This window comes from Streptomyces sp. NPDC007896 (assembly GCF_042959425.1).
GTDB lineage: Bacteria > Actinomycetota > Actinomycetes > Streptomycetales > Streptomycetaceae > Streptomyces.
In genome coordinates this window covers 1,580,370-1,600,482 of the sequence record NZ_JBIBKX010000001.1, presented here as the reverse complement: position 1 = coordinate 1,600,482, position 20,113 = coordinate 1,580,370, and the positions used below count along the sequence as shown (strand labels likewise).

The following is a 20,113-nucleotide window of genomic DNA, read 5'->3' as shown; positions in this document are numbered from 1 at the left end:
AAGCTTTTTGGCGGGCGTTCCGAGGCCGTGTTCCGGGCGGCGACCGCTTGTGGCGGAACCTTGCTCGAAAGAGGTGGGTACGGCGGGAGCGCCGCTGACAGGCGCGCCCGTCTGATAGATGTGGAGCCCCCAAAAGCCCCCGAGCAGATACGGGACGACGGACATGAGCGCCCCAACCCCGGCCCCCGGCGACGACCGGCCCCGTGAAGGGTATTACCCGGACCCCTCCATTCCTGGATATGTCCGGTACTGGAACGGTGCCTCCTGGGTACCGGGTACGAGCCGTCCCGCGCCCTCCGACGGCGTACCGCTCACGCCGCCGTCCGGCAACCGGCCCACGGCCTCCGTTCCCGCGCCCGCTCCGGCCCCCGCCGAGGAGACCGGCCCGCACTTCTTCGACGAGGACCCGCAACCCGCAGCCGAGCCGCGCCGGGTGAGCCCGGCCGAGGCACAGCACGGCAGCAGGCCCGAGCCCGCGGCCGCGTGGGGCGCCGACCGCTCCCAGCAGACCGGGTTCGGCGGCGAGCAGGACCGCCGGGTGTCCTGGGGCGCGCCCCCGACGGCCGACCCGCGGCTGGCGCGCGCGGCCGAACCGGGAGACGCGGTCGTCCAGCCGGACGGTGAGTCCGCCCGCGCCGACGGCACGGCGACGATCCCGCCCGCGGACTTGGGCGGCGCCGCGCAACCTCCCGCGTCCGGCGGCACCGTGGTGTTCCGCCGCCCGACGGGACCGGCGCGGGCCACGGGCGCCGAGGGCGCGTCCGCGGCCCCGACGAGCGGCGCGCAGTTCGCCGGCACCGGTCACCCCGACGGTGCCGCGGAACCCGCTCCTTCCGAGGGCACCATGATCTTCCGCCCGTCCGCCCCGCGCACGGGGCCGCAGCGCGGGGCGCAGACCGGGGGCACGACTCCGGCCACCGGCGCACCGGGGGCGGACACGCCCGCGGCGGGCGGCCCGGCCGGGGCCGGGGGCGGCTTCGGCGCCGGGCAGGCCGCCCAGGCCGCGGCGGAGGCGGCGGCGGCCCAGTCCGCCGCCGCGCGGCAGCCGGCCACCCCCGCATCCGCCACCCCCTCCACCCCCTCCACCCCTTCCACCCCTTCCGCCCCTTCCGCCCCATCCACCCCTTCCGTGCCCCAGCAGTCCACCGGCCCCGCCGCCACGCCTCTCACCAGTGGCCCCGGTGGGGGACAGCCGTCCTGGGCCCAGCAGGTGCACCGGCTCGCGGGTGACCCGGGCGCCGACGGGCAGCCCGTCGTGCCGTGGAAGCCGCCGGTGGACGACGTGTTCCAGGCCGCCGCGCGCAGACAGTCCGAGGCGCGCCCGGCGAGTCTCGGCAGGCGACTGCTGGCCCGGATCGTGGACACCGCGGTCCTGGCGACCGTCACCGCCGTGGCGGCCGTACCCCTGGGCACCAAGGCGATCGACCACATCAACGAGAAGGTCGACGCGGCCAAGCGGTCCGGCCAGACCGTCACGGTGTGGCTGCTCGACGGCACGACCGCGGGCTACCTCGGGATCGTCCTGGCCGTCCTGCTCCTCTTCGGCGTCCTCTACGACGCGCTGCCCACCGCCAAATGGGGCCGCACCCTCGGCAAGAAGGTGTGCGGCATCGAGGTCCGGGACATCGAGGGCCACGAACCCCCGACCTTCGGGCGGGCCCTGCGCCGCTGGCTCGTCTACGCCGTCCCCGGCGTCCTCGTCATCGGTGCCGTCGGCGTCCTGTGGTGCCTGTTCGACAGGCCCTGGCGCCAGTGCTGGCACGACAAGGCGGCCCACACCTTCGTGGCCGCGTAGCCGCCCGTACGCCGTCGTAGTGGCCTGACGCTCAGCGCGGCGGCGCGGCCGCCGGGGGCCCGGTCCCCCGGACGGCCGCTCGCCGGATGCGCGGCGGCGGGGTTCGCGGTCGACTCGGGCCATGAGCAGCGAACCGCCGCCCCCGGGTTCGGGTCAGCCACCGGACGAGGATCCGTTCAAGAAGCAGCCCCCGCCCGCCGAGGGCGGCGGCGGCTCCCCGTACGACACCCCTCCGTCGCCGACCCCGCCCCAGGGCTCCCCGTACGACTCCCCGTACGGCGACCAGCCGCCTCCGCACGGCGGCGGCGACCCCTACGGCCCCGGCGGCCCCTACGGCGGCGACCCGCTGGCCGGCATGCCTCCGCTCGCCGACAGCGGCAAACGCACGGTGGCGAGGATCATCGACATGATCCTGGTGGGCATCGTGGTGGGGCTGCTGTCCTGGGCCTTCGGGGTCATGCAGTACAACATGAACGCCGACAAGATCGAGTACAGCAGGAGCTTCGGGCAGTCCGTGATCGCCGCGGTGCTCTACACCGGCTACGACACCATCATGATCAGCAGGTCGGGCCAGACCCTCGGCAAGAAGCTGTTCAACCTGCGCGTGGCCAACCTCGACAACGGCTCCACGCCCTCCGTGCAGACCACGCTGGTCCGCTCGCTGGTGCTGTGGATCCCGTTCGCGTTCTGCTGCGCGTGCATCTGGACCGCGATCGCGGGCGGTTGGAGCTTCTTCGACAAGCCCTACAAGCAGGGCCTGCACGACAAGGCGGCCAAGACGGTGGTGGTCAGCACGGGCTGAACGGGCTGAACGGGCTGACGTACGCGATCAGCCGCACTCCATGAGGAGACGGCTGACCGGGACAGCGGCGGGTTCGTGGAATCACGGGCCCGCCGGTTCGCGTACGGCGGAGACAGACGCCGACGACACGGACACGGACATGGACGCGGCGACGGACGCGGTCTCGCGCTGTGCGGGCACCCGCTCCTGAACGGGGGCCGGTGCGGGAGCCGGTACGGCGGCCACGGAGCCGGAACGCACGCGCTTCGGCAGCGGAACCGTTACGGCGACGAGCAGTCCGAGAGCGAGTGCCGAGAGGGTGATCACCGCGATCCCCAGGCCCGAACTCGTCTGAGACAGCAGCAGCATGGCGAGGGTGGAGAAGATCACGGTGCAGGAACCGTAGGCGAGCTGTGCGGCGGTCGGACGAGGCATGGCGATTCCTCGGGGTGGGGGTACTCCCCCCGTGCCTCTCGCGATGGGGGAGGATGCGGACAACAACGGGATCGGACGGCGACCGGGACGATCGACAACGGGAGTGGGGCCGCCGATCAGGGTGGGGCTGCGAATCGTGGGACGACAACGGTGTCGACTTGTCAATCCGTTGACATTCCAACGTTCCGCCAATCGACTCTATTCGCCTGCATGCCCGAGTGGAACGTCCGGTAAGCGTGACCTTACCCACGGTGCCGGAGCACAGGGGGCGCACGGAGTCATCGCGTCCACCAAGTGGACGGACGGACGCGCCCGTTGAGAGGGCCGATCACGGTTCGGATACCGAACTGCCGCTCCGCATAGTGCAGTTGCCAGGTTCAAGTCAAGATCTGTCTTTTCTTTGGTAACTCCGGTCGAATGTCGTCACTTGACACGCGTATACGCGCGCGGACCTCCATCACCCCGGGATCCCCCCATCCGCGCGAACGGAACGCAGGGGAGGACTTCAAGTGACCAGCAGACCATGGACGTTCAGAGCGGCCGCGGTGGGTGTGGCCCTCGCGGCGGCCACCGCCACGTTCTCGACGTTCGCCGTTGCGCAGGCGGATGATGCCGCATCGGCGGCGGCCTCGGCGAGCGCGAACCGCCACGAGCCCCAGCCGGCCGGCAACGAGGCCGAACACGACCTCGACGGCCCGCTCAGCAAGACCCAGGAAGCACAGCGCGAAGAGGCCCTGAACCAGGTCATATCCGGGGACGCGAAGGTCCAGGACCGGAACGGTTCGCAGGTCGTCAAGCTCAAGGGCAAGAACAAGTACGTCGAGCTCGGCCGCGAGAAGACCGACAAGATCTTCACGATCCTGGTCGAGTTCGGCGACCAGGTCGACAGCCGCTACGGCGGCACCGCGGGCCCGCTGCACAACCGGATAGCCGCGCCCGACCGCACCCAGGACAACAGCACGGCCTGGCAGGCGGACTACAACCAGGCGCACTTCCAGGACCTCTACTTCGGCACCGGCAAGAACACCGAGTCGCTGAAGAAGTACTACGAGAAGCAGTCCTCGGGCCGCTACTCGGTCGACGGCGAGGTCACCGACTGGGTCAAGGTCCCCTACAACGAGGCCCGTTACGGCTCCAACAAGGCGTCCACCGGCGCCTGGTACGCGGTCCAGGACGGTGTCACCGCCTGGGTCGCCGACCAGAAGGCGGCCGGCAGGTCCGACGCGGACATCAAGGCGGACCTGGCCAAGTACGACCAGTGGGACCGCTACGACTACGACGGCGACGGCAACTTCAACGAGCCTGACGGCTACATCGACCACTTCCAGATCGTGCACGCCGGTGAGGACGAGTCCGCGGGCGGCGGCGCGCAGGGCGAGGACGCGATCTGGGCGCACCGCTGGTACGCGTTCGGCACCGACGCGGGCGCCACGGGTCCGGCCGGCAACAAGCTCGGCGGCGCCGCGATCGGCGACACCGGCATCTGGGTCGGCGACTACACCATCCAGCCGGAGAACGGCGGGCTCGGCGTCTACGCGCACGAGTACGGCCACGACCTCGGTCTGCCGGACGAGTACGACACCACCAACTCGGCCGAGAACTCCACGGGTTTCTGGACCTTGATGTCCTCCGGTTCCTGGCTCGGCACCGGCAAGAACGCCATCGGTGACCTGCCCGGCGACATGAACGCCTGGGACAAGCTGCAGCTGGGCTGGCTGAACTACGACACGGCGAAGGCCGCGACGAAGTCGAAGCACAAGCTGGGTGTCGCCGAGTACAACACCAAGAACAAGCAGGCCCTCGTGGTCTCGCTGCCGGACAAGGCGGTCACCACCCAGATCGTCACCCCGGCGCAGGGCTCGACCCAGTGGTGGAGCGGCAGCGGCAACGACCTCAAGAACACGCTGACGCGTTCCGTCGACCTCACCGGCAAGTCGTCGGCCGCCCTCACGCTCGACGGCTGGTACGACATCGAGGCCGACTACGACTACCTGTACACCGAGGTCTCGACCGACGGCGGCGCCAACTGGACCGCGATCGACGGCACGGTGGACGGGCAGCCGATCCCGCGCGACGGCAGCGGCAAGCCCGCGCTGACCGGCACGGTGGACGCGTACAAGAAGCTGTCGTTCCCGCTCGACGCCTACGCGGGCCAGAAGATCGACCTGCGTTTCCGCTACCAGAGCGACGGTGGCGTGGCGCTGAAGGGCTTCGCGGCCGACGAGATCGCCGTGACCGCGGACGGTTCGGCGCTCTTCTCGGACAACGCCGAGACCGCGGACGCCGCGTGGACCGCCGCCGGCTTCTCTCGCGTCGGCGGGTCCTTCACCGACGACTACCCGCAGTACTACATCGCGGAGAACCGTCAGTACGTCTCGTACGACAAGACTCTCAAGACCGGTCCGTACAACTTCGGCTTCTCGACGACGCGTCCGTCCTGGGTGGAGCACTACCCGTACCAGAACGGCCTGTTGATCTGGAAGTGGGACACCTCGCAGAAGGACAACAACGTCAGCGCGCACGCGGGCTACGGGCAGATCCTGCCGGTCGACTCGCACTCCACCGCGCTGAAGTGGTCCGACGGCACGCTGATGCGCAGCCGGATCCAGTCGTACGACTCGCCGTTCAGCCTGTACCGCACGGACGGCCTGACGCTGCACAGCGCGGACGTGGCGACGAAGATCCCGTCGAAGCCGGGGGTGCCGGTCTTCAACGACCACACCAGCACCTACTACGACACGACGGCCCCGACCGCGGGTGTCAAGATCACTGACACCAACACCAAGATCAAGATCGTCAAGGAGGCCCGCGACGGGTCGACGATCTCCCTCGAAGTGGGCCCCGCGGTGAAGTAACCGGTATTTCCGCAGGTCAGGAGCGTATCGGCGGCGACCCCCTGGCGGGTTGCCGCCGATCGTGTTTAGGTGCGTCCTGTGGATTTCTTATTGACACCGGTGCGCGCGGGGGTGTGACTGCATGGCCGCAGGAGGTTTCTGCAAGCTGCCGAACGGCAGCGTGGTGGTGGCGCTGAACCTGCCCAGCCCGGCGGGCCCGGGGCCCGGCTGCGTGCGCTTTCTGGTCCTGGCCCAGAACCGCGCCCGCGCCCTGACGCGCCTGCGCAACCTCGGCCTGCGCGCGGTCTACCTCCGGGGGAACGCGGCCCCGCCCACCCCCGACGAGATCACCGCCGTCCTGCACCACCCCGACGGCCTCATATGGCGCACCACCCCGGACAGCGGCGTCCAGGGCCCCGACCTCACCCAGGAACTGTGGCGCCCGTTCAAATCCCTCCTGAGGCGCCCGGCGACACCGGCGTAGGGCTCTGTGCCGCCCTTCAGGCCACGGGTTGGACCACGGGTCAGACCACGGGCTTGCCCGTGAGCTCCACCCCGGCCGCCCGCAGCTCCTCCAGCGCCCGGTCCGTGGTCTCCTCGGAGACTCCGGCCGTGAGGTCCAGGAGGACCTGGGTGCGGAAGCCGCTCCGGACCGAGTCCAGGGCGGTGGCGCGGACGCAGTGGTCGGTGGCGATGCCGACCACGTCCACCTCGTCGATCTCGCGGGCGCGCAGCCAGTCACCCAGCGTGACCCCGTTCTCGTCGGCGCCCTCGAAACCGCTGTACGCCGCCGCGTAAGCGCCCTTGTCGAAGACGGCGTCCACCGCGCCGGAGGCGACCGCCGGAGCGAAGTTCGGGTGGAACCCGACCCCCTCCGTGCCGGCCACGCAGTGCGCCGGCCAGGAGTGGACGAAGTCGGGGTTGTCGGCGAAGTGGCCACCGGGAGCGATGTGGAGGTCACGCGTGGCGACGACATGCCGGTAGCCGGCGGGCGCCTGCCCGATCAGCTCCGTGATGGCGGCGGCCACATCGGCGCCTCCGGCCACCGCGAGGCTGCCCCCCTCGCAGAAGTCGTTCTGCACGTCTACGACGATCAAGGCGCGGCGCATGGTCGGTGTCCTTCGACTGTGTCGACTGTGGGGTCGGTGAATGTGGCAGGGGGTGTGCGGGACCGGCCTGTGGAGCCGAGCCTAGAGACTTCACGTGCGGCGCGGGAGGGGGCATTCGGTTACGGCCTGCTGCGGCGGCCGGTGCGGTGTGCGTGTTGCCGTTGCATTCCCGCTGACCGCCCGTTCATTCGTGTTTGCCCAAGGGTGGCCGGAGCCGGCCGGAGCGCCGCCCCGCGCGCGCTCCGGCGCACCCCGCGCACACCGCAGGGGCCGTATCAGATGTATTCCGTCGGAATGACCGGTTCCCCGCGCGAGAGCTGTGTCGCCGAAAGCGGCAGGTTGGCGCGGGAGGACGCGTGCCGGTCGCGTACGACGTCGAGGGGCTCGCGGGAGATGACCTGCCCGCCCTTGACGAGCTCCACCAGCAACTGTCGGTCGGCGAGGCCCACGGGGACCGCCCCGGTGCCGATCACCTCGGCCTCGGCGACCCCCCGCTCGTCGAGTCGGCGCGCGGCCCACTTGCGCCCGCCGATCGAGGTCTTGCCGCCGGTGGACTTCTTGGCCACGGGCGCCAGCGGAGCCTTCGGGTCCGCCGACTCGGCGCGGGCGACCAGCTTGTAGACCATCGAGCAGGTGGGATGGCCGGAACCCGTCACCAACTGCGTACCGACCCCGTACGCGTCGACGGGTGCCGCCGCCATCGAGGCGATCGCGTACTCGTCCAGGTCCGAGGTCACGATGATCCGCGTGTCCGTCGCGCCCAGCTCGTCCAGCTGCTGCCGCACCCGGTGCGCGACCAGCAGCAGGTCCCCGGAGTCGATCCGTACGGCCCCGAGCTCCGGCCCGGCGACGTCGACCGCCATCCGTACCGCCTCCGCGACGTCGTACGTGTCCACGAGCAGCGTCGTCCCCCGGCCCAGCGAGTTCACCTGGGCCTGGAAGGCGTCCCGCTCACGGTCGTGGAGCAGGGTGAAGGCGTGCGCGGAGGTGCCGACGGTCGGGATGCCGTAGCGGAAACCGGCGGCCAGGTCGGAGGTGGTCGTGAAGCCGCCGATGTACGCGGCCCGCGCCGCCGCCACCGCGGCCAGTTCATGCGTCCGTCGGGCGCCCATCTCTATCAGCGGCCGGCCCCCGGCGGCCGACGTCATCCGGGAGGCGGCGGCCGCGATGGCCGAGTCGTGGTTGAGGATGGAGAGGATCACCGTCTCCAGGAGCACGCACTCCGCGAAGGACCCCTCGACCCGCAGGATCGGCGAGCCCGGGAAGTACACCTCGCCCTCGGGATAGCCCCAGATGTCCCCGCCGAAGCGGTACGAGGCGAGCCACTCCAGGGTCGGCTCGTCCACGATGGCGTTCTCGCGCAGGAAGCCGAGGACGTCGGCGTCGAAGCGGAAGTTCTCGACGGCGTCGAGAACTCGCCCGGTGCCCGCCACGACGCCGTAGCGCCGCCCCTCCGGCAGCCGCCGCGTGAAGACCTCGAAGACCGAGCGTCGCTCGGCGGTCCCCGCGGCCAGTGCGGCCTGCAGCATCGTCAGCTCGTACTGGTCCGTGAAGAGCGCCGTCGAGGGAACGTCCACCGGCAGCCCAAGGTCCGCTGTGTTCATAAGGCCGAATGGTACCCCCATCTCGTCACTCTGACGATTTGTGGGGGCCGTTGTATTCCGGTGGTATCCCGTTGTATTCCGGGGGTCCGTTTGTGCGGGCCCCCCTCTCTGGTGGCAGCATGGGCCGTGTGACCGCTCCCGCACCCCTAGAGATCGAAAAGACCGAGTCGGCGGAGGAGGTCTTCGCCGTACCCGAGCCCGACGTCCCCTGGGTCACCATCGTGCACAACGACCCGGTCAACCTCATGAGCTATGTGACGTATGTCTTCCAGACGTACTTCGGCTACACCAAGGACAAGGCCACCAAGCTCATGCTCGACGTCCATCACAAGGGCCGGGCGGTCGTCTCCAGCGGCACGCGCGAGGAGATGGAGCGCGACGTACAGGCCATGCACGGCTACGGTCTGTGGGCCACCCTTCAGCAGGACCGGAAGTAGCGGGACCGGAAGCCGTCGGACCGGCGGCCGTCGGACCGGCAGCAGCCCGAGCCCTCCCTGTAAACCGCGAGCAGGACCGGAAGTAGCGAACTCACTCCATGCCAGGACACTTCGAACCGCTCCCCGGCGGCGGCGCGGCCGTCGCGCTCGACGAGGTCGAGATCTCCATCATCCGTTCCCTCGCCGTACAGCTCTTGGAGCTCATCGGTCCCGGCCCCGCGGAGAACGCCCCCGACGACCCGCTCGCCGAACTGTTCGCGGAGGGCCCCAGCGAACCGCCCTCCGACCCCGTGCTCCAGCGCCTCTTCCCGGACGCCTACGGCGGCCCCGACGTCGAGGCGTCCTCGCCGGAACAGGCGGAGGAGCAGCGTGCGTACTCCTCCGAGTTCCGCCGCTTCACCGAGAACGACCTGCGCGCCGGCAAGCGCGAGAACGCCCTCGCGGTGATCCGCTCGCTGGACGCCCTCACCACGGCGGGCGACGGAGGCGCGGTCCTCAAGCTCTCGCCCGAGGAGTCCGAGCAGTGGCTGCGCGCCCTCAACGACCTGCGCCTGGCGATCGGGGCCCGGCTCGACGTCGTCGACGAGGAGGACACCGACCTCCTCTACCGCCTCCCGGACGAGGACCCGCGCAAGCCGATGGTGATGGCGTACCTGTGGCTGGGCGGTCTCCAGGAGACGCTCGTCGAGACGCTGATGCGCTGACCGGGCGCCGAGATGCCCTGTTCGAGCGCCGAGGTGCCCTGTTCGGGCGCTGAGTGGGGAAGCGGTCGGTGAAGCGGCCGGTATGCCCTGACCAGGGGTTGGTTCAGGGTTCAATCGGTGTTCGCTCAGAGGACGCTCAGATCCGGATAACGATCCCGTCACCGTCATGGCCTGGTATGCACACCTGGGTGCTGTTTGTCCGCTTCTCCCTGTGGCATGCCTTACATCACCCGCGGGCTGCCCATGTTGCGGCCGTGATAAATCTTCACGACCGCCCGACAGGACACCACCCATGTCCGGTCGGGTGCGCCACCGAGCCGGCGACCGCCGGCCAGGCACAGCTCCATCACATCCGGGGGGATCGGAACCCGATCCGAGGCCAGAGGACTGGCTCGGACCGGCATGGAGAAAGGCGCACCACACATGACCTCATCGCAGGTCGACAAGACCGACGAGCCGCGTGCCGGCAGTGAGGCCGTGGGCGGCGACGCCCCCGAAGAGGGGTACGAGCGCGGGCTCGGCAGTCGCCAGGTCCAGATGATCGCGATCGGCGGCGCCATCGGCGTCGGCCTCTTCCTGGGCGCCGGGGCGAACATCGCCAAGGCGGGGCCCAGCCTCATCTTCATGTACGCCCTCGCAGGCGTGATCATCTTCTTCATCATGCGGGCGCTCGGCGAGCTGCTCCTGTATCGCCCGGTCTCGGGCTCCTTCGCGGAGTACTCCCGCGAGTTCCTCGGCCCGTTCTTCGGCTACTTCACCGGCTGGACGTACTGGCTGATGTGGGTGGTCACCGGCATGGCGGAACTCACCGCCGCCGCGATCTACGTCCACTACTGGTTCCCGTCCATCCCCCAATGGGTGACGGCGCTGGTCTTCCTGATCGTCCTCTTCGTGGCGAACCTGATCTCGGTGAAGCTCTTCGGAGAGATCGAGTTCTGGTTCTCGATGGTCAAGGTCACCGCCCTGATCGGCATGATCGTGATCGGCCTCGGCGTCCTCACCTTCGGCTTCAGCTCGGCCGGTGACACGGCCTCCGTCGCCAACCTCTGGCAGTTCGACGGCTTCTTCCCCAAGGGCATCGGCTCGTCCCTGATGACCCTCCAGGGCGTCATGTTCGCCTACCTCGCCGTCGAGCTCGTCGGCGTCACGGCGGGCGAGTCCGAGGACCCGGAGAAGACCCTCCCCAAGGCGATCAACACCCTGCCGTGGCGCATCGCGCTCTTCTACGTCGGCGCGCTCACGGTCATCCTCTGCGTCGTGAAGTGGACGGAGTTCGCCCCGGGCGTCAGCCCCTTCGTCGAGGCCTTCGCGAAGATCGGCATCCCGGCCGGCGCCGGCATCGTCAACTTCGTGGTCCTGACCGCCGCCCTGTCCTCCTGCAACTCCGGCATGTACTCCACGGGCCGCATGCTGCGCACCCTGGCGGACAACGGCGAGGCCCCCAAGGTCTTCAGCAGGCTCTCCTCGACCAAGACCCCGGCGTTCGGCATCACCGTCTCCATGCTCTTCATGGGCATCGGCGTGATCCTGAACTACATCGTCCCGGAGAAGGCCTTCGGCTACGTCACCTCGGTGGCCACCGCCGCCGGCATCTGGACCTGGCTGATGATCCTGGTCAGCCACATCCTCTACCGCCGCGCGGTCGACGCCGGACGCCTGCCCGCCTCCTCCTTCCCGGCCCCGGGCGGAGCGAAGTGCAGCTGGATCGCGGTCGTCTTCCTGCTCTTCGTCACAGGTCTCATCGCGTACGACGCCGACTCCCGCGTCTGCCTGTACGTGATGGCCGGCTGGGCCGCGGCCCTGGCCATCGGCTGGTGGGTGCTCAAGGCACGCAACCCCGAGGTCACCGAGCGCCGCGAGCCGGCGTTCGAGAAGGTCGGCTGACCTTCCCGGTTCAGCATGGCTGACCTCCCCGGTTCAGCATGGCCGACCCTCCTGGTTCAGCATGTGGGCCGCTCCGTACCACTCTTCGGTACGGAGCGGCCCTTCTGCTTATCCTGACCGACATGCTGACCATCACCCAGGCCCTCGTCGACCAGATCGTCGCGCACGCGCGCCAGGACCACCCCGACGAGGCGTGCGGCGTCGTCGCGGGCCCGGCCGGCTCGGGCCGCCCCGAGCGCTTCATCCCGATGCTCAACGCCGCCCGCTCTCCCACGTTCTACGAGTTCGACTCCGGCGACCTGCTGAAGCTGTACCGCGAGATGGACGACCGCGACGAGGAGCCGGTGATCATCTACCACTCCCACACGGCGACCGAGGCGTACCCCTCCCGCACCGACATCTCGTACGCCAACGAGCCCGGCGCGCACTACCTCCTCGTCTCCACGGCGGACGCGGACGACGCGGGTCCGTTCCAGTTCCGCTCGTACCGGATCGTCGAGGGAGAGGTGACGGAGGAGGAGGTCACGGTCGTGGACGCGTACTGATCCCGTCCTGACTCCGCCCCGATCCCGAACTTCGGGCAGAATTCATCCACCATCTGAGATCACACTCCGGGACCCGGACGGGGAATCGATACGATGAGCCCATGGTTTCCCAGGACGTGAGCGACAAGACGCCGGGCATGCTGCTCGTGGCGCGGCTGCACGTCGACCTGTGCAGGCTGCAGAGCGCCATCTGTACGCGCTGAAACCTGCCGCCGTACGGCCGTGAGCCACGGCTCCGCGGGGCCGCAACCGGCGTCCCGCCCTGCTGTTTCCGCGCTGCCGCGCGCCCACCGACCTGACTTTTCCTTCCGACAGGAGCCCGCAACCATGGCCATCGAGGTCCGCATCCCCACCATCCTCCGCACCTACACCGGCGGCGAGAAGGCCGTCGAGGGCGGCGGCGCGACCCTCGCCGAGCTCTTCGCCGACCTCGAGACCCGGCACGCGGGCATCCAGGCCCGGATCGTCGACGACGGCCAGCTGCGCCGCTTCGTCAACGTGTACCTGAACGACGAGGACGTCCGCTTCCTCGACGGCATCAACACCAAGCTCACCGACGGCGACAACGTGACGATCCTGCCGGCCGTGGCCGGCGGCATGGTCTGATCGGCTGCTGATCGCTGATGCGCTACGACTCCCCGCTCGCCGCGGTGGGCAACACCCCTCTGGTGCGCCTGCCACGGCTTTCGCCGTCCGCCGACGTCCGGATCTGGGCGAAGCTGGAGGACCGCAACCCGACGGGTTCGGTCAAGGACCGCCCGGCCCTCCACATGGTCGAACAGGCGGAGAAGGACGGCCGGTTGACGCCGGGCTGCACGATCCTGGAGCCGACGAGCGGGAACACCGGCATCTCGCTGGCCATGGCGGCGAAGCTCAAGGGCTACCGCATGGTGTGCGTGATGCCGGAGAACACCTCTCAGGAGCGGCGGGACCTGCTGGCCATGTGGGGCGCGGAGATCATCTCCAGCCCCGCGGCCGGCGGTTCCAACACCGCCGTGCGCGTCGCGAAGGAACTGTCGGCCGAGCACCCCGACTGGGTGATGCTCTACCAGTACGGGAACCCCGACAACGCGGGCGCCCACTACGCGACGACGGGCCCCGAGATCCTGGCGGACCTCCCCTCCATCACGCACTTCGTCGCCGGCCTCGGCACGACGGGCACCCTGATGGGCGTCGGCCGCTACCTCCGGGAGAACAAGCCGGGCGTGAAGATCGTCGCCGCGGAGCCGCGCTACGACGACCTGGTGTACGGCCTGCGCAACCTGGACGAGGGGTTCGTCCCCGAGCTGTACGACGCGTCGGTCCTCACCTCCCGCTTCTCGGTCGGCTCCGCCGACGCGGTCACCCGCACCCGTGAGCTCCTCCAGCAGGAGGGCATCTTCGCGGGCGTCTCCACCGGGGCCGCGCTGCACGCCGCGATCGGTGTCGGCAAGAAGGCGCTCGCCGCCGGTGAGTCCGCCGACATCGTCTTCGTCGTCGCCGACGGCGGCTGGAAGTACCTGTCGACGGGCGTCTACACCGCCGCGACCACAGAAGAGGCCATCGAAACCCTCCAGGGCCAGCTCTGGGCGTAGGGCTCCGCCCCAGGCCCCGTGAGGCGGTTTTTCGGCTGCGGGTGAGTGGGGGCTGGTCGCGCAGTTCCCCGCGCCCCTAAGGGGCGCTGCGCGCATCTTCAGCCCGTCCGGCGTTTGAGGACGAGGCCGTTCAGGCCGATCGGGGGTGTGGGGGCGGAGCCCCCGAGTAGGGAGGGGACGGGTAGGGGCGGCGGGGGCGAGGGACAGCCTCAGCCGGCCAGGTAGCGGACCTGGTCCCAGAGCACCGGATCCACCACCCCCACCCGCCGCCGGAACTCCCACAAGGGCACCTCGCGCAGCTCATCCGTCTCCAGGAAGCTCGCCCGCCCATGCGCATCGCCGACGGCACCCGGCGGCAGCGGAATCACCCCGGCCCGCTCGTCGTGGTACTTGCTCGTGATCTTCGCGACGGTCACCCGTTCGCCCCGCACGGCCAGCACCAGACACGGCCGGTCCTTCTCCCCGGGCCCGTCCTCGTACGGAACCTTCGCCCACCAGATCTCCGCCGGCCGCGGCCGAGGTATCCGCAGCCGTTCCCGCCGCCCGGGCGGCCGAGTCCGGCCGGCGGCCCGGTCTCCTCGGCGCCCTCGGCGTCCACGGCGCCCCCAGCCGTCCACCAGCGTCGCGACCAGCGCGAGCAGCACCACGGCCGCCAACGCGAGCCACCAGGACGTGTCCATACCAAAGAAGGTACCGGCGCGCACTCCGCCCCGCCCCCTACCGCGAGACCCAGGCATCCGACCTCCGGTCGACCGTCCATCCGAACCGGTGACACCACAGGTGAGTTCGCCCACAACAGCCCCTGGTGGAGGAGCGACCCGCCCTTTTGCGCCTTACGCTCGACGGACCGCACGACCCCCGTTCCCGTATCTGCATCCGAGTACCTGCACCCCGCATCTACTCTCTGCACTTCCTGTCAGCGCGGAGGTTCCAGCTCTTATGAAGCTCACCGTCGTCGGCTGCTCGGGGTCGTTCCCGTCCGCGGAATCGGCCTGCTCGAGCTACCTCGTCGAGGCCGACGGCTTCAGGCTGCTTCTCGACATGGGCAATGGTGCCCTTGGCGAGCTGCAGCGCCACTGCGGTCTCTACGACCTCGACGCGATCTTCCTCAGCCATCTGCACGCCGACCACTGCATCGACATGTGCGCGTACTTCGTCGCGCGCTACTACCGCCACGACGGCGGTCGCTGCGACCCGCTCCCCGTCTACGGACCCGAGGGCACGGAACAGCGACTGACCACCGCGTACGCGGACACTCCCACCGCCTCCTCGATGAGCGAGGTCTTCGACTTCCACACCGTCAAACCGGGCACGTTCGAGATCGGCCCGTTCACCGTGCACACGGAGCGGGTGCGCCACCCTGTGGAGGCGTACGGCATCCGTATCGAACACGACGGGAAGTCGCTGACCTACTCCGGGGACACCGGTGTCACCGACGCGCTGGACGAACTCGCCCGGGACACCGACCTGTTCCTCTGCGAGGCCGCGTTCACGCACGGCAAGGAGAACATCCCCGACCTGCACCTCAACGGTCGCGAGGCGGGTGAGAGCGCCGACCGCGCCGGCGCCCGCCGCCTGCTGCTCACCCACATCCCGCCGTGGACGGACCCCCGGATCAACCTGGCCGACGCCCGCGCGGTGTACTCGGGCCCCGCGGATCTGGCGACGCCCCGGGCGACGTACGAGATCTAGAAGCCGTCGTAGGGGATCCAGAGGCCGTCGTAGGAGAGGCCGCAGGAGAGCCGGAATTCGCCGCGGCGTCGGAGCCGCGGCCACCCGTACGTACGAAAGGGCCCCCGGAGGATTCTCCGGGGGCCCTCGGTCGTGTGCGGGGGGCTACTTGGCCTCCGCCTTCAGCAGCTCCGCCAGTTCCTCGTCGGACTCGCGGCCCGGCGTGGGGAGGTTCCACTTCGTGATGGCGAAGCGGAAGACCGCGTAGTAGACCACTCCGAAGCACAGGCCCACCAGGACCAGGCCCCACGGGTTGGTCGCGATGCCGAGGTTCAGGCCGAAGTCGACCGCGCCGGCCGAGAAGCCGAAACCGTCCTTCATGCCGAGCGCCCAGGTCAGCGCCAGCGAGATGCCGGTGAGGACCGCGTGGATGGCGTACAGGACCGGCGCGATGAACATGAACGTGAACTCGATCGGCTCGGTCACACCCGTCACGAACGAGGTCAGCGCGATCGAGAGCATCATGCCGCCGACGACCTTGCGGCGCTCGGGACGGGCGCAGTGCACGATCGCCAGGCACGCGGCCGGGAGGCCGAACATCATGATCGGGAAGAAGCCGGTCATGAACTGGCCCGCGGTCGGGTCGCCGGCCAGGAAGCGCGCGATGTCACCGCTCTTGCCGTGGTAGTCGCCCGCCTGGAACCACGGGTAGGAGTTCAGCAGGTGGTGCATGCCGATCGGGATCAGCGCACGGTTGGCGACACCGAAGATGCCGGCGCCGACGGCACCCGAACCGACCAGCTTCTCACCGAAGTTGTGCAGACCCGTGCCGAGGACCGGCCAGATGTAGCCGAAGACGATGCCGATCAGCAGACCGGCGAACGCGGACAGGATCGGGACGAGCCGGCGGCCGCCGAAGAAGCCCGCCCAGTCGGGCAGCTTGGTCCGGTAGAACTTCTGGTACAGCAGGGCGACGACTATGCCCATCACCACACCGCCCAGGACCTTGGCGTCCACGGGGGCGTTCACCATGACCACCTTGCCGTCGACGGCCGTGGCCACCTTCGGCAGGTTCTTGTCGGTGAACGTCGCCAGCACGTTCTTGAAGACCAGGTAACCGACCACCGCGGCGAGCGCCGTCGAGCCGTCCGACTTCTTCGCGAAGCCGATCGCGATGCCCACGGCGAACAGCAATGCCATATTGTCGAGGATCGCGTTGCCACCGGCCGTCATAAAGCCGGCGATCTTGGTGAGGAACGTGGGGAAGGACGCGCGCCCCAGCATGTCGGTGTTGCCGAGACGCACGAGGAGCGCGGCGGCGGGCAGTACGGCGACCGGCAGCATCAGGCTACGGCCGATGCGCTGCAGGACAGCCATCGCGCCGGAGCCCTTCTTCTTGTCGGCCGCGGGAGCGGCACTGGCCGTGGACACAACTTCCTCCAGTGTGCGTGGTCTATACCACTCGGTGGTGTAGACCTGTTGTAGCACGGTGAAGGTGAGATAAGGAACCCGCGAATTTTGTGGCCTGGGTCATAAGGGGAGGAATCAGTTCCGGGCGCGACGAAGCCGCGCGACCGGCACCCACCGGCCCGCGGTTCGTGAACGAACGGCCTACGCCTTGGTCGTGTCCTCGTGCTCCTCCTCCGACTCCCTCCCCGGAGTCTTCAGATCGAACTTCGTGATCGCGAACCGGAAGATCACGTAGTACGCGACCGCGAAGCACAGCCCGATCGGCACGATCGCCCACGGTCTGGTCGCCAGATGCCAGTTGATGACGTAGTCGATGACCCCGGCGGAGAAGCTGAAACCGTCGTGCACGCCCAACCCCCAGGTCACCGCCATCGACACCCCCGTCAGCAGCGCGTGGATCGCGTACAGCACCGGCGCGACGAACAGGAAGGAGTACTCGAGCGGTTCCGTGATGCCCGTGACGAACGAGGTCAGCGCGACCGACAGCATGAGCCCGCCGATCTCCTTGCGACGCTCGGGCCGGGCGCAGTGCGTGATGGCCAGGGCCGCCGCCGGCAGCGCGAACATCATGATGGGGAAGAAGCCGGACGTGAACTGTCCGGCGTTGGGATCGCCCCACAGGAACATGTTGATGTCACCGTGCACGGTCGTCCCGTCCGGCGCGGTGTAACTGCCGAACTGGAACCAGACAGGCACGTTCAGGAACTGGTGCAGGCCGATCACCAGCAGCGCCCGGTTGGCCACCCCGAAGACACCGGCACCCCAGGAGCCCAGCCCCACCAGCCAGTCGCTGAAGTGCTCAAGACTCCGTCCCACCGGCGGCCAGACCCACAGGCACAGCACGGCGAACGCGATGGCCACGAACGCCATGATGATCGGCACCAGCCGCCGCCCGTTGAAGAAGCCGAGCCAGTCGACCAGCCTGGTGCGGTGGTAGCGCTGCCAGAAGTACGCGGTCATCAGTCCCATGGCGATGCCGCCGAAGACCCCCGGATTCTGGTAGGTGAACGGGGCCACGGAGAAGTCGGCCGCCTGGCAGCCGATGTTCGTGAGGGCCTTCATCCCGCCCGTGCAGCTCACCGGGAACTGGCGCAGCACGTTGTAGTAGACGAGGAAACCGGCCACCGCGGCGAGCGCCGTCGACCCGTCCGACTTCTTCGCCATGCCGATGGCCACGCCCACGCAGAACAGCATCGGCAGCCCGAGTGAGCCGTCGAGCAGCGCGCCGCCCGCGCCCCGCATGATCTTGGAGACATTGCCCCAGCCGAGCCCTTTGTCGCCGAACACATCAGGCTGGCCGAGCCGGTTGAGGATGCCCGCGGCCGGCAGCACGGCGATCGGCAGCTGGAGGCTGCGGCCCATCTTCTGAAGACCCTGGAACAGCTTGTTCCAGCGGGCCCGTGCGGGCGCGGGGGCGCTGTCGGCACTCATGGGCGTCCTCCGGACGGGGCCGGGTTGGCGACTGCACGCCCACTGGTGTAGACCAGTCGACGAACGGTTGCGCTGTCGTGAACGCCATCATTCGGTACGCGCGACATGGCCGCTCGCAAAGATGGGCCAACTGTGGGTTACTGCGACAAAGCGGTTCTGATCAGGGAGTAGGACATGGCCACGAAGGCTGAGAAGATCGTCGCCGGGCTCGGCGGCATCGACAACATCGAAGAGGTCGAGGGCTGCATCACCCGCCTGCGTACCGAGGTCGTGGACCCGAGCAAGGTCGACGAGGCCGCCCTGAAGGCCGCCGGCGCCCACGGCGTCGTCAAGATGGGCACCGCCATCCAGGTCGTCATCGGCACCGACGCCGACCCCATCGCCGCGGACATCGAAGACATGATGTGAACCGAGAAGACATGATGTGAACCGACGCGAACCGACGTGAGTCGATCTGGGTCGATGTGAGTCGAAGGGGCACCCTTGAGCCCCGTACCTCACCCTTGAGGGGCCGCTTCCACAACCGGAGGCGGCCCCTCGGCCGTATGCCGCTAGGCTCAACGCCATGTCTCGAATCGACGGCCGCACCCCCGAACAACTGCGCCCCATCACCATCCAGCGCGGCTGGAGCAAGCACGCCGAGGGCTCCGTCCTCGTCTCCTTCGGCGACACCAAGGTGTTCTGCACCGCCTCCGTCACCGAGGGCGTCCCGCGCTGGCGCAAGGGCAGCGGAGAGGGCTGGGTCACCGCCGAGTACTCCATGCTTCCCCGCGCCACGAACACTCGCGGAGACCGCGAGTCGGTCCGCGGCAAGATCGGCGGCCGTACGCACGAGATCTCGCGCCTCATCGGCCGCTCCCTGCGCGCCGTCATCGACTACAAGGCGCTCGGCGAGAACACCATCGTCCTCGACTGCGACGTCCTCCAGGCCGACGGCGGCACGCGCACGGCGGCCATCACCGGCGCGTACGTGGCGCTGGCCGACGCGATCACCTGGGCGCAGGCCAAGAAGCTGGTCAAGCCCGGCCGCAAGCCCCTGACCGGCACCGTCTCCGCCGTCTCGGTCGGCATCGTCGGCGGGATCCCCCTCCTGGACCTCTGCTACGAGGAGGACGTGAAGGCCGACACCGACATGAACGTCGTCTGCACCGGCGACGGACGCTTCGTCGAGGTCCAGGGCACCGCGGAGGCCGAGCCCTTCGACCGCAAGGAGCTGAACGCCCTGCTCGACCTCGCCGTCGTCGGCTGCGACGAGCTCGCGGCGATCCAGCGGGCGGCCCTCGAGGCAACCGCGGAATAACCCTTCGCGTTCTTAGGGGTACGGGCGTACGGTCCAGCCGTGCGCCCCCGTCGGCCCCCGCACGGGCCGAGCCGACCGCGCCACGGGGTCGACCACATGTTTGTCCACGGGGAGGGACCGTTCCATGGCCGCGCGCCACCGACGCCGCACAGCCGCATTCGCCGTTGCCGCCGTACTTGTCGCCCTGCCGGCGGCGGTGGGCTGCGACGCCGTCAACAAGGCCCTGGATTGCGTCCAGACCGCCGACTCCATCGCCGACAGCGTCACCGACCTCCAGCAGGCCGTGGAGAACGCGGCGAACGACCCGACGCAGACCGACGAGTCCCTCAACGCGATCGAGAACAACCTCGACAAGATCGGCGACAAGACGGACAACGCCGACGTCAACAAGGCGGTCGACGACCTGAAGAAGGCCGTCGGCAACGTCCGTACGGCCGTCAAGAACGGCGACAACACCCCCGACGTCAGCCCGGTCACCGACGCGGCCGGAGAGCTGACGAAGGTCTGCACGTCGTGACGAGCGGCTCTCCGGCCCCTGG

21 protein-coding genes are annotated in these 20,113 nt (G+C 69.3%); 15 read left to right on the top strand and 6 right to left on the bottom strand.

Going from position 1 to position 20,113, the window contains the following annotated elements:
- Window positions 1-163: 163 nt before the first annotated feature.
- Together ACFZDJ_RS07090 and ACFZDJ_RS07085 are read left to right on the top strand one after the other, a co-directional pair.
- Window positions 164-1,795 carry an RDD family protein gene (locus ACFZDJ_RS07090; RefSeq protein WP_391056651.1) on the top strand — a complete coding sequence of 544 codons (1,632 nt, stop codon included), beginning with the start codon at window positions 164-166 and terminating at the stop codon, window positions 1,793-1,795.
- A 121-nt stretch (window positions 1,796-1,916) separates the two neighbouring features.
- On the top strand, window positions 1,917-2,597 hold the full coding sequence (locus ACFZDJ_RS07085; RefSeq protein ID WP_384910967.1) for an RDD family protein: 681 nt from the start codon (window positions 1,917-1,919) through the stop codon (window positions 2,595-2,597).
- Window positions 2,598-2,678: 81 nt separating this feature from the next.
- Here ACFZDJ_RS07085 and ACFZDJ_RS07080 read toward each other — a convergent pair whose 3' ends face one another.
- On the bottom strand, window positions 2,679-3,011 hold the full coding sequence (locus ACFZDJ_RS07080) for a hypothetical protein (RefSeq protein WP_390926844.1): 333 nt from the start codon (window positions 3,009-3,011) through the stop codon (window positions 2,679-2,681).
- A gap of 509 nt (window positions 3,012-3,520) precedes the next feature.
- On the opposite strand from ACFZDJ_RS07080, the gene ACFZDJ_RS07075 reads away from it, so the two are divergent.
- Entirely contained in the window at window positions 3,521-5,866 is a 2,346-nt protein-coding gene (locus tag ACFZDJ_RS07075; protein ID WP_390926846.1) for an immune inhibitor A domain-containing protein, read from the top strand.
- Window positions 5,867-5,987: 121 nt separating this feature from the next.
- A complete protein-coding gene (locus tag ACFZDJ_RS07070; protein WP_168508919.1) occupies window positions 5,988-6,329 on the top strand; it encodes a hypothetical protein in 342 nt (113 codons plus the stop codon).
- A 40-nt stretch (window positions 6,330-6,369) separates the two neighbouring features.
- Here ACFZDJ_RS07070 and ACFZDJ_RS07065 read toward each other — a convergent pair whose 3' ends face one another.
- Window positions 6,370-6,954: an isochorismatase family protein gene (locus ACFZDJ_RS07065; RefSeq protein ID WP_391056647.1), complete on the bottom strand. Its 585-nt coding sequence runs from the start codon at window positions 6,952-6,954 to the stop codon at window positions 6,370-6,372.
- Window positions 6,955-7,229: 275 nt separating this feature from the next.
- Window positions 7,230-8,558: a nicotinate phosphoribosyltransferase gene (locus tag ACFZDJ_RS07060; protein ID WP_391056644.1), complete on the bottom strand. Its 1,329-nt coding sequence runs from the start codon at window positions 8,556-8,558 to the stop codon at window positions 7,230-7,232.
- A 119-nt stretch (window positions 8,559-8,677) separates the two neighbouring features.
- Here ACFZDJ_RS07060 and clpS point away from each other — a divergent pair, with 119 nt between their 5' ends.
- The 7 genes from clpS (at window position 8,678) to ACFZDJ_RS07025 (ending at window position 13,702) form a co-directional block, all read left to right on the top strand.
- Window positions 8,678-8,995, top strand: a complete 318-nt coding sequence (gene clpS / locus ACFZDJ_RS07055; protein ID WP_054229692.1) for an ATP-dependent Clp protease adapter ClpS — start codon at window positions 8,678-8,680, stop codon at window positions 8,993-8,995.
- A 98-nt stretch (window positions 8,996-9,093) separates the two neighbouring features.
- Window positions 9,094-9,699 carry a DUF2017 family protein gene (locus ACFZDJ_RS07050; RefSeq protein ID WP_391056642.1) on the top strand — a complete coding sequence of 202 codons (606 nt, stop codon included), beginning with the start codon at window positions 9,094-9,096 and terminating at the stop codon, window positions 9,697-9,699.
- Between the two features lie 423 nt (window positions 9,700-10,122).
- Window positions 10,123-11,583 carry an amino acid permease gene (locus ACFZDJ_RS07045; RefSeq protein WP_384910986.1) on the top strand — a complete coding sequence of 487 codons (1,461 nt, stop codon included), beginning with the start codon at window positions 10,123-10,125 and terminating at the stop codon, window positions 11,581-11,583.
- A gap of 122 nt (window positions 11,584-11,705) precedes the next feature.
- Window positions 11,706-12,128, top strand: a complete 423-nt coding sequence (locus tag ACFZDJ_RS07040) for a Mov34/MPN/PAD-1 family protein (protein ID WP_168508916.1) — start codon at window positions 11,706-11,708, stop codon at window positions 12,126-12,128.
- 101 nt (window positions 12,129-12,229) lie between these two features.
- A complete protein-coding gene (locus ACFZDJ_RS07035) occupies window positions 12,230-12,331 on the top strand; it encodes a putative leader peptide (RefSeq protein WP_312638615.1) in 102 nt (33 codons plus the stop codon).
- A 124-nt stretch (window positions 12,332-12,455) separates the two neighbouring features.
- Complete coding sequence (locus ACFZDJ_RS07030; protein WP_054229696.1) at window positions 12,456-12,734, top strand: MoaD/ThiS family protein; 279 nt, start codon at window positions 12,456-12,458, stop codon at window positions 12,732-12,734.
- Window positions 12,735-12,751: 17 nt separating this feature from the next.
- Window positions 12,752-13,702 (top strand): cysteine synthase, encoded by a 951-nt coding sequence (locus ACFZDJ_RS07025; RefSeq protein ID WP_099941603.1) that lies wholly within the window; start codon window positions 12,752-12,754, stop codon window positions 13,700-13,702.
- 209 nt (window positions 13,703-13,911) lie between these two features.
- Here the strand turns inward: ACFZDJ_RS07025 and ACFZDJ_RS07020 are convergent, their stop codons facing one another.
- On the bottom strand, window positions 13,912-14,382 hold the full coding sequence (locus tag ACFZDJ_RS07020; protein ID WP_389596009.1) for a type II toxin-antitoxin system PemK/MazF family toxin: 471 nt from the start codon (window positions 14,380-14,382) through the stop codon (window positions 13,912-13,914).
- Window positions 14,383-14,641: 259 nt separating this feature from the next.
- Here ACFZDJ_RS07020 and ACFZDJ_RS07015 point away from each other — a divergent pair, with 259 nt between their 5' ends.
- Entirely contained in the window at window positions 14,642-15,394 is a 753-nt protein-coding gene (locus ACFZDJ_RS07015; RefSeq protein WP_168508912.1) for an MBL fold metallo-hydrolase, read from the top strand.
- 144 nt (window positions 15,395-15,538) lie between these two features.
- On the opposite strand, the gene ACFZDJ_RS07010 is transcribed toward ACFZDJ_RS07015, so the two are convergent.
- Together ACFZDJ_RS07010 and ACFZDJ_RS07005 are read right to left on the bottom strand one after the other, a co-directional pair.
- On the bottom strand, window positions 15,539-16,804 hold the full coding sequence (locus ACFZDJ_RS07010) for a PTS transporter subunit EIIC (RefSeq protein ID WP_101404929.1): 1,266 nt from the start codon (window positions 16,802-16,804) through the stop codon (window positions 15,539-15,541).
- 180 nt (window positions 16,805-16,984) lie between these two features.
- Window positions 16,985-18,274 (bottom strand): PTS transporter subunit EIIC, encoded by a 1,290-nt coding sequence (locus ACFZDJ_RS07005; RefSeq protein ID WP_390926858.1) that lies wholly within the window; start codon window positions 18,272-18,274, stop codon window positions 16,985-16,987.
- Window positions 18,275-18,448: 174 nt separating this feature from the next.
- Between ACFZDJ_RS07005 and ACFZDJ_RS07000 the strand changes: the two genes are divergently transcribed.
- The 3 genes from ACFZDJ_RS07000 (at window position 18,449) to ACFZDJ_RS06990 (ending at window position 20,091) form a co-directional block, all read left to right on the top strand.
- The gene (locus tag ACFZDJ_RS07000; protein ID WP_030569190.1) at window positions 18,449-18,682 is read left to right on the top strand and encodes a glucose PTS transporter subunit EIIB; all 234 of its coding nucleotides are present in this window, start codon (window positions 18,449-18,451) and stop codon (window positions 18,680-18,682) included.
- Window positions 18,683-18,839: 157 nt separating this feature from the next.
- Complete coding sequence (gene rph, locus ACFZDJ_RS06995; protein WP_390926861.1) at window positions 18,840-19,574, top strand: ribonuclease PH; 735 nt, start codon at window positions 18,840-18,842, stop codon at window positions 19,572-19,574.
- Between the two features lie 124 nt (window positions 19,575-19,698).
- Window positions 19,699-20,091, top strand: a complete 393-nt coding sequence (locus tag ACFZDJ_RS06990) for a hypothetical protein (protein WP_391056639.1) — start codon at window positions 19,699-19,701, stop codon at window positions 20,089-20,091.
- The last annotated feature ends 22 nt before the right edge of the window (window positions 20,092-20,113 follow it).

Excerpts from the sequence above, each read along its gene's own strand:
- ACFZDJ_RS07025 (WP_099941603.1), top strand. The coding sequence starts at position 12,752 with ATGCGCTACGACTCCCCGCTCGCCGCGGTGGGCAACACCCCTCTGGTG.
- ACFZDJ_RS07070 (WP_168508919.1), top strand. The coding sequence starts at position 5,988 with ATGGCCGCAGGAGGTTTCTGCAAGCTGCCGAACGGCAGCGTGGTGGTG.
- ACFZDJ_RS07080 (WP_390926844.1), bottom strand. The coding sequence starts at position 3,011 with ATGCCTCGTCCGACCGCCGCACAGCTCGCCTACGGTTCCTGCACCGTG.
- ACFZDJ_RS07045 (WP_384910986.1), top strand. The coding sequence starts at position 10,123 with ATGACCTCATCGCAGGTCGACAAGACCGACGAGCCGCGTGCCGGCAGT.
- ACFZDJ_RS07000 (WP_030569190.1), top strand. The coding sequence starts at position 18,449 with ATGGCCACGAAGGCTGAGAAGATCGTCGCCGGGCTCGGCGGCATCGAC.
- ACFZDJ_RS07085 (WP_384910967.1), top strand. The coding sequence starts at position 1,917 with ATGAGCAGCGAACCGCCGCCCCCGGGTTCGGGTCAGCCACCGGACGAG.
- ACFZDJ_RS07060 (WP_391056644.1), bottom strand. The coding sequence starts at position 8,558 with ATGAACACAGCGGACCTTGGGCTGCCGGTGGACGTTCCCTCGACGGCG.
- ACFZDJ_RS07065 (WP_391056647.1), bottom strand. The coding sequence starts at position 6,954 with ATGCGCCGCGCCTTGATCGTCGTAGACGTGCAGAACGACTTCTGCGAG.
- ACFZDJ_RS07035 (WP_312638615.1), top strand. The coding sequence starts at position 12,230 with ATGGTTTCCCAGGACGTGAGCGACAAGACGCCGGGCATGCTGCTCGTG.
- clpS (WP_054229692.1), top strand. The coding sequence starts at position 8,678 with ATGGGCCGTGTGACCGCTCCCGCACCCCTAGAGATCGAAAAGACCGAG.
- ACFZDJ_RS06990 (WP_391056639.1), top strand. The coding sequence starts at position 19,699 with ATGGCCGCGCGCCACCGACGCCGCACAGCCGCATTCGCCGTTGCCGCC.
- ACFZDJ_RS07090 (WP_391056651.1), top strand. The coding sequence starts at position 164 with ATGAGCGCCCCAACCCCGGCCCCCGGCGACGACCGGCCCCGTGAAGGG.
- ACFZDJ_RS07050 (WP_391056642.1), top strand. The coding sequence starts at position 9,094 with ATGCCAGGACACTTCGAACCGCTCCCCGGCGGCGGCGCGGCCGTCGCG.
- ACFZDJ_RS07030 (WP_054229696.1), top strand. The coding sequence starts at position 12,456 with ATGGCCATCGAGGTCCGCATCCCCACCATCCTCCGCACCTACACCGGC.
- ACFZDJ_RS07005 (WP_390926858.1), bottom strand. The coding sequence starts at position 18,274 with ATGAGTGCCGACAGCGCCCCCGCGCCCGCACGGGCCCGCTGGAACAAG.
- ACFZDJ_RS07015 (WP_168508912.1), top strand. The coding sequence starts at position 14,642 with ATGAAGCTCACCGTCGTCGGCTGCTCGGGGTCGTTCCCGTCCGCGGAA.
- rph (WP_390926861.1), top strand. The coding sequence starts at position 18,840 with ATGTCTCGAATCGACGGCCGCACCCCCGAACAACTGCGCCCCATCACC.
- ACFZDJ_RS07040 (WP_168508916.1), top strand. The coding sequence starts at position 11,706 with ATGCTGACCATCACCCAGGCCCTCGTCGACCAGATCGTCGCGCACGCG.
- ACFZDJ_RS07020 (WP_389596009.1), bottom strand. The coding sequence starts at position 14,382 with ATGGACACGTCCTGGTGGCTCGCGTTGGCGGCCGTGGTGCTGCTCGCG.